Origin of the sequence: Lactobacillus acetotolerans DSM 20749 = JCM 3825, assembly GCF_001436775.1 — a bacterium.
GTDB classification, from domain to species: domain Bacteria; phylum Bacillota; class Bacilli; order Lactobacillales; family Lactobacillaceae; genus Lactobacillus; species Lactobacillus acetotolerans.
Window position 1 is genome coordinate 1 of the sequence record NZ_AYZC01000122.1, and the last position, 208, is coordinate 208.

The 208-nt window shown below is 47.6% G+C and carries 1 pseudogene; it reads left to right on the top strand.

Annotated features, from left to right (window positions below):
• Positions 1 to 208 (top strand): annotated as a pseudogene (locus FC77_RS08130) (ISNCY family transposase); the annotation flags it as partial.

Sequence of the window (208 nt, forward strand, 5' to 3'; positions counted from 1 at the left end):
AACTATGAAACTGCTAAAACCAAGTCTGAAAATAAAGATGTCTTAACGCAATTCGGCTATGCCTGCCAAATCCTCGGTGTTAACCTAGTGACCACCAGTGTCTCCCAAGCTAAAGGCCGAATTGAGCGGGCTAACCAGACCGTACAGAGCTGCTTGAAACCGGAACTAAGGCTAGCTGGGGTGACTACCATTGAACAGGCCAATCACT